Annotated in this window: 7 protein-coding genes; 4 read left to right on the plus strand and 3 right to left on the minus strand. The window is 56.9% G+C overall.

All coding sequences use genetic code 11. The features are described 5' to 3' along the window. The 3 genes from ACXJ5O_RS12110 to aroQ all read left to right on the plus strand — a co-directional run. A partial coding sequence (locus tag ACXJ5O_RS12110; protein ID WP_457300103.1) for an FAD-binding protein occupies positions 1-1,600 on the plus strand: 1,600 nt, incomplete at its 5' end. An 11-nt stretch (positions 1,601-1,611) separates the two neighbouring features. Continuing rightward, entirely contained in the window at positions 1,612-3,498 is a 1,887-nt protein-coding gene (locus tag ACXJ5O_RS12115) for a bifunctional sugar phosphate isomerase/epimerase/4-hydroxyphenylpyruvate dioxygenase family protein (protein ID WP_457300104.1), read from the plus strand. 29 nt (positions 3,499-3,527) lie between these two features. Continuing rightward, positions 3,528-3,977, plus strand: coding sequence for a type II 3-dehydroquinate dehydratase (gene aroQ, locus ACXJ5O_RS12120; protein ID WP_457300105.1), 450 nt, complete (start codon positions 3,528-3,530; stop codon positions 3,975-3,977). A gap of 38 nt (positions 3,978-4,015) precedes the next feature. Here aroQ and ACXJ5O_RS12125 read toward each other — a convergent pair whose 3' ends face one another. The 3 genes from ACXJ5O_RS12125 to ACXJ5O_RS12135 form a co-directional block, all read right to left on the minus strand. Continuing rightward, positions 4,016-5,479: an MDR family MFS transporter gene (locus ACXJ5O_RS12125; RefSeq protein WP_457300106.1), complete on the minus strand. Its 1,464-nt coding sequence runs from the start codon at positions 5,477-5,479 to the stop codon at positions 4,016-4,018. Between the two features lie 122 nt (positions 5,480-5,601). Beyond that, positions 5,602-5,955 carry a DUF2200 domain-containing protein gene (locus ACXJ5O_RS12130; RefSeq protein WP_457300107.1) on the minus strand — a complete coding sequence of 118 codons (354 nt, stop codon included), beginning with the start codon at positions 5,953-5,955 and terminating at the stop codon, positions 5,602-5,604. 71 nt (positions 5,956-6,026) lie between these two features. Next, positions 6,027-7,196 carry a pyridoxal phosphate-dependent aminotransferase gene (locus ACXJ5O_RS12135; protein ID WP_457300108.1) on the minus strand — a complete coding sequence of 390 codons (1,170 nt, stop codon included), beginning with the start codon at positions 7,194-7,196 and terminating at the stop codon, positions 6,027-6,029. A 187-nt stretch (positions 7,197-7,383) separates the two neighbouring features. Here ACXJ5O_RS12135 and ACXJ5O_RS12140 point away from each other — a divergent pair, with 187 nt between their 5' ends. Then, complete coding sequence (locus ACXJ5O_RS12140; protein WP_457300109.1) at positions 7,384-8,817, plus strand: tyrosine-type recombinase/integrase; 1,434 nt, start codon at positions 7,384-7,386, stop codon at positions 8,815-8,817. Positions 8,818-9,247: the final 430 nt, after the last annotated feature.

Genomic DNA, 9,247 nt, shown 5'->3' on the forward strand with positions numbered 1-9,247 from the left:
ATGGATACCTCTGACACGCCATTCGGTTTCGCCGGGCGCAGACGACAGCTATGAAAAAGCGTCGCGGTTTCTGGACGGTGCCGTCGGCAATCAAAGTTCGGCCGCGCTTCGCAACGCATTTCTTGCCGCCGGGCCGGGCGTTGTCGATACTCTCGAAGACAAGACGGACGTAAAGTTTCGTGCTCGCCCCTTTCACCCGGATTATATGTACGAACTGGAGGGGGCTTCGAGTTTCGGGCGGGCRCTGGAGCCATTGCCATTCGAGGCGGCATCGCTTGGCGACGACCTGAAGTTGATCCGCCCGCCGATCCCGGAATTCACTTTGCTTGGCGGCATGATGGTTGATCGTGATGACATCTCCCATCTGATGAAACTCGGGAAATCCGTCACGTCGGCGGCCTATTCGGCAAAGCTGATCGCCCGTTATTACGTGGGAAGGCTGCGCCATGGTCGCGGCACCAGGCTCGTCATGGGCAATGCGTTGATCGGGCGGATGCTGATGACGGCCCTGAAACTCGGCGTCACCATCCTGACGGAGACCGAAACGACTTCGCTTGTCATGAGTGGGATGAGTGTAACCGGAGTGAGATTGTGTCAGAAGGGCATCGAGCGGCAGGTTGACGTCGCGGGCGGCGTCATTCTGGCATCCGGCGGCTTTGCCCAGCACAAGCGGTTGCGGCCGGAAAAGCTGCCGCATCCACTACCGGAATTCTCGCCGTCCGCTCCAGGCAGCACCGGCGCTTTGCATGACCTCGCCTTCGCTGTCGGCGCTTTCCATGGCGAGACTGCATCGCAGCCGTGCTTCTGGGCGCCGGTTTCCCGCCGCCGCCGCAAGGACGGATCAATGGCAGTCTTCCCGCATTTCGTCTTCGATCGCGCAAAGCCCGGCATCATTTCCGTCGGACGTGACGGCCGCCGGTTCGTCAATGAAAGCACGAGCTATCACCGCTTTGTCTCGGCCATGTATGCCATCAATAAGGAAGGCAGCCACATACCGGTCTATCTGGTTGCAGATGCGCGGGCGCTCAAGACATATGGATTGGGCATGATCCGGCCGGGCGGTGCAGGTATCCGGCCTTTCCTGGCGGACGGTTATCTTACCGAAGGAAAAACGCCGGAAGAGTTGGCCGCCAAGCTTGGCATCGACGCCGAAGGTCTCAAAGACAGCCTGGCGCGTATGAGTTCCTATGGGAAAACGGGTGTCGACACCGATTTCGCGCGCGGCACGACGGTCTATGAAAGGGCTAATGGCGATCCGGCGCATGGCCCCAATCCGAGCCTTGGTGCGCTGGACACGCCTCCCTTTTATGCCATCCGGCTTTGGCCGGGTGACATCGGTTCGGCAACCGGTCTGGTGGGGGATGAGCATGGACGTCTTGTGCGCCGTGACGGGTCGATAATCGAGGGCCTCTATGCCTGTGGCAACGACCTGCAGTCGATCATGGGTGGCGCCTATCCCGGGCCGGGCATCACTATCGGCCCAGCCATTGTGTTTGGCGCGTTGAGCGGGCGTCATTCGGCTCAGCGCAAGGTTGCATCAGGTTCCACCCGCCAAGGTTTTTCGCCCGAACGCAAAATCGGKGTCCGGGCACACAGATAAGGAGGTTCGTGATGAAGACATCCATTGCAACAGTGTCGCTCAGCGGAGATTTGAAACAAAAGCTTGAGGCGATTGCGGCCGCCGGATTCGACGGGGTGGAAATTTTCGAAAACGATTTCCTGGCCTTCGATGAAAGTCCGGCCCAGGTTGGCCAGATGATCCGAGAACACGGGTTGGAAATCACTCTCTTTCAGCCATTTCGCGATTTCGAAGGCATGCCTGAACCGCTTCGGTCGCGCACATTCGCTCGAGCGGAGCGCAAATTCGATATCATGCAGGAAATGGGCACCGATCTCGTGCTTGTTTGTTCGAATGTTTCATCGGTTGCAATTGGCGGACTGGATCGCGCTGCTGCCGATTTTCATGAGTTGGGCGAGAGGGCAGCAAAACGCGGTCTGCGCGTTGGTTATGAAGCGCTTGCCTGGGGTCGCCATATAAACGATCACCGTGATGCATGGGAAATCGTGCGCCGGGCCGATCACCCGAACATCGGTCTTATCGTCGACAGCTTCCATACGCTTTCCCGCAAAATCGATGTCAATTCGATCCGCTCAATCCCCAAGGAGAAGATTTTCATAGTTCAGCTGGCCGATGCGCCGCTGATAGACATGGATTTGCTTTATTGGAGCCGGCATTTCCGGAATATGCCAGGCGAGGGCGATCTACCCGTGCTCGAATTCATGAAAGCAGTCGCCGCCACTGGATATGACGGATATCTGTCGCTCGAGATTTTCAACGATCAGTTTCGCGGCGGTTCCCCAAGAGCGATTGCCGTCGATGGCCGCCGGTCCCTTGTCTATCTGGAAGACCAGGTGAAACGTGCTGAACCAGAAAAGAAGTCAGCCGTCCCTATGATGCCACCACGCGGTGCAGTGGAACGCGTTGCCTTTGTGGAATTTACGATCGACAGCGCAGAAGCACCACAGCTTCAGGCATTGATTGCATGTCTCGGCTTCAAGGAAGTTGCAAAACACAAAACCAAACAGGTATCGGTTTTTCGGCAAGGGGATATCAACCTTGTCATCAATACCGAGAAGAAGGGCTTTGCCAGCTCGTCCTATGCGGTCCACGGCACGTCGGCCTACGCCATGGGACTGATGGTCGACGACGCACATGCCGTTGTCGAGCGTGCCATAGCGCTCGGAGCCGAACGGTTCGAACAGCCGCTTGATACCGGCGAAATCGAGATGCCGGCCGTTCGCGGAGTCGGCGGTGGCATTGTCTATTTCCTCGATCACAAGTCACCGCTCGACCGTATCTGGGAAATCGAGTTCAACAAATTTGATGGTGATGTCACCCAGCCGGCAGGCCTTCGGGCTTTCGATCATATAGCGCAGACAATGCGGTATGAAGAACTGCCGACATGGCTGCTCTTCTATACGTCAATATTGCAGGCCCACAAGACGCCTATGGTCGACATTATCGACCCCGCCGGCATCGTGCGCAGCCAGGTCGTGGAAAACGATGCGGGCTCTCTTCGGATCACTCTCAACGGAGCAGAGAACAAAAATACGCTGGCCGGACATTTCATAACGGAAACGTTGGGGTCCGGCATTCAGCATCTGGCTTTTGCCACTGACGATATTTTTGCCACCGCGGAAGCTCTCAAGGCAAATGGCTTCGTACCACTTAGTATCTCGCCCAACTATTACGACGATCTGGAGGCACGTTTCGGTCTCGACCCGGACATGACCGACCGGCTTAAAGGTCACAATATTCTCTATGACCGCGACGAAAACGGCGAGTATTTCCAGCTCTACAGCCCGACCTACGGGGAAGGGTTTTTCTTCGAGATTGTGCAGCGAACGGGCTATCGAGGCTATGGAGCCGCAAATGCCATTTTCCGGATTGCAGCACTTCGAAAGTATTTGCGTCCGGCAGGAATGCCTCACGCATAGCCCCGATTTGTCGGCCCAAGGAGATCTCCGTGAAAACCATCTACATCATCAATGGACCTAATTTGAATTTGCTCGGAAAGCGCCAACCGGAGATTTATGGGTTCGAAACACTTTCAGATGTTGAAACACAATGCGTGGAACTCGCTACCGAATTGGGTGGGTCAATCCGATTTCTCCAGAGCAACCGTGAATATCAAATCATTGACTGGATTCACGAAGCGCGTGGCACGGCAGCCGGCATTATAATCAATGCTGGAGCATTCACGCATACTTCGATCGCAATTCTGGACGCCTTGAACACCTTCGAGGGGACCGTCATGGAAGTTCACATTTCAAACATCCACAAGCGCGAAAGTTTCCGGCACCATTCTTATATTTCCACGCGTGCGGATGGAGTGATCGTGGGGTGTGGGACAGAAGGGTATCAGCTTGCCTTGCGCAGGGTGATGTCACTGGCGAAAACAGTCCCCACGGTATAGCGCCGAGAACTCGAGCCCCAAGCCGCGCCGGCGGCAGTTCACGCTTCCTGGGTCTCCCGATGCACTTGGGGGCGAGGCACAAGTAGGCAGGCTGGCACGATCAACAGGGCGATGAGAAGCATCGCAATGAAGGTCGCATGCAGCGCGTGCTGCAGGGCAAGCCGGATCTCTTCTGCATCGCTGATGACGGCACTGGTGCCGTTCAAAAGACCGCGTAGTTGCTCCGGCGTTATGGAATGGCCGCTGGCGGTATTGGCCAGCCCGTAAGACAGTACCGCACCAAGCAATGCTGCGCCGAGCGTGCTGCCCAAGTTGCGCGAAAAGACATTAGAGGCGGTCGCGCTGCCGCGTTCATGCGCGCTTACACTTTCCTGTGTCAGGATCAATGCGCCGATATTGAGCAGGCCCATGCCGAAGCCCATAACAAGGGAACCGGCGCCGGCCAATACGGCTGAACTTGAGGGGTTAAGCAGGACGAGCAGACATGTCCCGACCGGAATGCATAGGCTGCCGGCGACCATGAGGGGGCGCAGACCGAGGCGTGCAAACTGCCGGGAGGCGATTGTCGCGCCCAGGGGCCAGCCCAACAACAGCATCGTCAACGCGAACCCCGCGACGAGCGGCGAGCGGTTAAGCACCGTTTGTACGTACATTGGCAGGAAGGTCGTCAGGCCCATTATCGACATGCTGGCGAAGAAGACCGCCAGGTTTGCGAAGGCTATCGGTCGTTTCAGCCACAGGTCGGGCGCAACCATAGGCGCTTCGGCACGCCGCTCCTGCCAGATGAAGGCAACAAGCGTGACAATGAAGACCAACAGCGCCGCGATAGCCTCGCCGGATACTGCACTTTCCATTTCGGTCAAGGCAATCATCAGCGAGGAAATGGAAATGGCGAAAAGTGCGGCGCCTAGTATATCGATGGAGACGATCCGGGTCCGTTTTTCCTCGTGGAGATAGAGCACGAACCCCAGTGCTGCGAAAAGCCCGACCGGAACATTGATCCAGAATATCCATGCCCAGGGAAGGTTGTGGATGATGATGCTGCCGAGCAGGGGTCCAACGACGGCCGACAAAGCCCATACGCTTGCCAAATAGCCCTGCACCTTGCCACGCTGGTTCCCGGGAAAAAGATCGGCAACCACTGTCATGGCGACGGGTTGAATTGCCCCAGCACCGATACCCTGCAGTAGCCTGAAAGCGATCATCGACGGCATCGACCATGCGAAGCCGGCAAGCACCGAGGCGAACAAAAAGATGGCAATGCCGACAAGTATCATAGGCTTGCGACCATAAATATCTGCCAGCTTTCCGAACACCACGGTTGTCGCGGTCAGGGTCAGCAAGAACGAGGAAAAAACCCAGGAATAAAGATTGATTTGCCCCAGCTGGGCGGCAATTTGCGGCATCGCCGTTGAAACGATCGTCGCTTCGATGGCGATCATCGCCATGCTTGCCATGATCGCGACTACAACGGGCGCGCGACGGGTAGTTTGCTCTGTCATGGATGGCTTTCAGACCAAACGGCGCGACTCAAGGATCGGCGTTCGGCGCAGATGGGAATAATGATGAGGACTTATCTAATCCTCGACGCTCGCGCGTCAAGCAGCAATTTATCCCGCGGAAATCAAATCTTCGGCAGAATTCTATCCATGGCTTTTCCCCGGACCAGCTCGTCAGTGAGCTTATCCAAGTAACGGATTTCTCGCATAGTCGGCTCTTCGATATCCTGCACCCGAACGCCGCAAACCACGCCTTTGACCAAGGTTCTCAAAGGGTTGAGTTTGGGAGCCTCGGCAAAAAATGTCTCGAAATCAGATTTTTGTTCAAGCTGGGTTTGTAACCCTTTCTCATCGTAGCCTGTCAGCCAGGAAATAATCTGATCGACCTCTGTTTTTGTGCGTCCCTTGTTCTCTACTTTCGCAATGTAATGTGGATAAACGCTTGCGAAGCTGGTCGTATAGATCCTGTGTTTTGCCAAGACTTCTACTCCTCGGCTCGATCAGTCGATCGCCTCGATGCCTTGCGTCTTCAGCCATCACGTCCGGCCGACTACTTCGTCAGGAACTTATCCATGCGCTCGATGGCGCGGAGGATGTTTTCCTCCGAGTTGGCGTAGGACAACCGGATATAGCCTTCGCCAAGAATGCCGAAATCCGGTCCGCCGATCAGCGCAACACCCGCCTCGTCCAGTAACGCCGCCGCGAGTTGCTTTGCGGCCCAGCCAGTCTCTTTGACGTTGGGAAAGGCATAGAACGCACCCTTTGGCGTGGCGCAGCTGATACCGGGCAGGCTGTTGAGGCCATCGACGACGACCTTGCGGCGGTTGTCGAAAGCCTTGCACATTTTGATCACATCATCCTGCGGCCCGTCGATGGCGGCGATACCGGCGAACTGGCTCGGAGCATTGACGCAGGACCAGCAATTGACCGCGAGTTTGCGCACCTTGTCATAGAGCTGATTTGGCCAAATCGACCAGCCCATGCGCCAGCCGGTCATTGCCCAGGTCTTCGACCAACCGTTGAGAATGATCAACCTGTCGCGAATTTCCGGGAAGGAGAGGAGGGAGCAATGCTCTTCGCCATCATAGGTCATGACGTCGTATATCTCGTCGGACATGATCGCCACATGCGGATGGGCTCCGAGACCTTTCACCAGCTTTTCGATCTCGGATTTCGGCGTGACGCCGCCGGTCGGATTGGCAGGGGAATTCAGGATCAGGAGCCGTGTCTGGGGCGTGATCAACGCAAGGGTTTCTTCGGCCGAGAAGGCAAAGCCGTTTTCTTCCCGGATGGGTACAGGAATTGGCTTGGCGCCGGTAAACTCGATCATCGAGCGGTAGATGGGGAAGCCGGGATCCGGATAGAGGATTTCAGCGCCCGGTTCACCAAAGATCAGGATCGCAGCGAACATCGTGACCTTGCCGCCCGGAACGATCATGACGTTTTCCGGCGAGACCTCGACGCCTGTCGTCGTGAGTGTGCGGCGCGCCACCGCCTCGCGGGCGGTGAGCAGGCCGTTTGCTGGCGTATAGCCATGATGGCCGTCCTTCAACGCCTTGATGGCGGCTTCGACGATGTGGCCGGGTGTTTTGAAATCCGGCTGGCCGATGCCGAGATTGATGATGTCCTTGCCCTCTGCAGCGAGAGCGGTAGCCCGGGCGAGGACARCGAACGCATTTTCCTCGCCGATACGATCAAATCCGGAGATAGTCCGCAGCATTTTCTTGTCTCACATACAATGTTTGTGGAATTTCGAGGCGTTACAAGACAAGTTAACCGGGCCTCTAAATCCCTTGTTGCATAAGCGTTTCAGGTGTATTTTGGGCCTCAGAGGTAACAAGGCGTTACATGTGATATCGCGCCAATCTGTTACCTATTCATCTGCCAAGGTAACGGAGGGGCAGCAAATGGCCGAGGCAAAAACACCGATCATCGAACTGAAGAACGTAGACACCTACAGCCCACCCGCCAAGGGCGATCCACCATTAATCTATCGTGACAAGATCGCCAAGGGTCTACGGCTCACGGTCTATCCTACCGGGAAGAAAAGCTTCCTCTACTTTTACCGCAACCCGCAGGGCGAACAACGCAAATGGGTCATGAGCTTCCCGTCCGTGTCGCTTACGTCGGCTCGTGCCAAGGTCGCCGCCCTGAAGGATGTTCTGGAGCGGGCAAAGACAGACCCGGCGCTCGCCCTGTCGCCTGAGGCTGACCCTGCCGCCTTTGAACAGGGCACCAAACACGCGATCCGGGCTCCGGTCCCCGAGGACGATCTCTACCCCGCCGTGGCCCGGCAGTATCTCCGGGACTATGTCATGGGACGCGGGACAGCGGCCAAGAAGGCCCCGAAGGACAGCACGATAGAACAGACGGCTCGTGCCCTTGGACTGAAGCAGGACAAGACCAAGGCGAAATGGACATGGGTGGAAATCCGGGGCGGACTATCGGAGCAATGGCAGGGGAAGCGCTTCGCCGCCCTCTCTAAGGCGGACGTAAAGCATCACCTTGATGACCTCCTGCATAACGGTTCCGCCAAGCGCCAAGCCTCCGGGGCTCCCGTCACTGCGAACCGGACCTATGCCGTCCTCAAAGCCCTCTGGCGATGGGCGCAACGGGAGAACAAGCTTGCAGACGGCAAGCGCGGCGAGGACATCACGGATTGGCAACGGAGCGGCGAAGAGAAGCGCGAGCGGTTTCTGACCGAAGCGGAAATCAGGGCGTTCTGGACCGCGACCGGGGAAGTTGGCTATCCAGCCGGGACCGCGTTGCGGGTGATCCTTCTTACCGGGTGCCGGAAGAGCGAAGTCGCCAACATGCAGCGCGGGGAACTGTCCGAGGACCTGAAGCGCTGGACCATCCCCGGAGGGCGTACAGGCCGCGTCAAGAACCGGGAGGAGCATACGTTGCCCATTCTCCCTGACGTGAGGGCGATCCTTGAGGGCCTCCCTCAGAAGCCGTTCCTGTTCTCCTACAATGGCGGCACGAGCCCGATAAAGAACTTCACAGCGCCCCATGAAAAGGTCGTGAAGCGCATGGAGGAGCTTCTGGGCGTGACCTATGTTGATGACCCGGAGGCCCCTTGGCCCCGGCGTCCTTGGGTGCCGCACGACCTAAGGCACACCTTCTCGACCTTGAACAATGAACGTGATCCGTCCGCGTCTTTCGTGGTGGAAGTGGTGCTCAATCACAAGATCAAGGGCATGGCCGGGGGCTACAACCACGCGGAATACAAGGCCCAAAAGTACAACCTCCTTGAAGCGTGGGAGGCGGAAATCCGGCGTATTCTGGAGGGCAAGGAGCGGCCTGAGAGCCACAAGAAGGACCCCGCCGTTAGTTGGTAAGCCCGGTCGTTTAAACGCTCTGTAGAAAGCTCCTCCGGGGGCTTTCTTTTTGGGTATGCGCCATGAGACAGCTGAGGCCGGTAGCGCTGGGCAAATTAATAGTTAAGCGGTTGATTAACTATCTGTAATGTTCATTACATAAATGACGCTGAGATGGGCGATTGCTTGGATTTCCTGCCACCCAAAAAGTTCGTGTCCAAAGCCCGATGGCCCTTAAGGCGCTATGGCATGACAGCCTCACATCGCCGCTCATTGGCGCTCACAGATGGTCACATAGCCAAGATGGTCACGCCTGAGGCCCCCGGCGACTGACCCGCGCCTTGGAGGCTCGTATATGTGGGTTATACAATTGAAACCGGACTTAAAACCCCCGTACTTGCTGTGTTTTTGACCGRCTTGCTGTTACCTTTTTAGCAAGCCTGATAACAAA

The sequence above is a fragment of the Phyllobacterium sp. P5_D12 genome, from assembly GCF_054049495.1.

What these genes read in the sequence shown, in the direction of transcription:
- ACXJ5O_RS12115 (WP_457300104.1), top strand. Translation starts at nt 1,612, where the DNA reads ATGAAGACATCCATTGCAACAGTGTCGCTCAGCGGAGATTTGAAACAA.
- ACXJ5O_RS12140 (WP_457300109.1), top strand. Translation starts at nt 7,384, where the DNA reads ATGGCCGAGGCAAAAACACCGATCATCGAACTGAAGAACGTAGACACC.
- ACXJ5O_RS12125 (WP_457300106.1), bottom strand. Translation starts at nt 5,479, where the DNA reads ATGACAGAGCAAACTACCCGTCGCGCGCCCGTTGTAGTCGCGATCATG.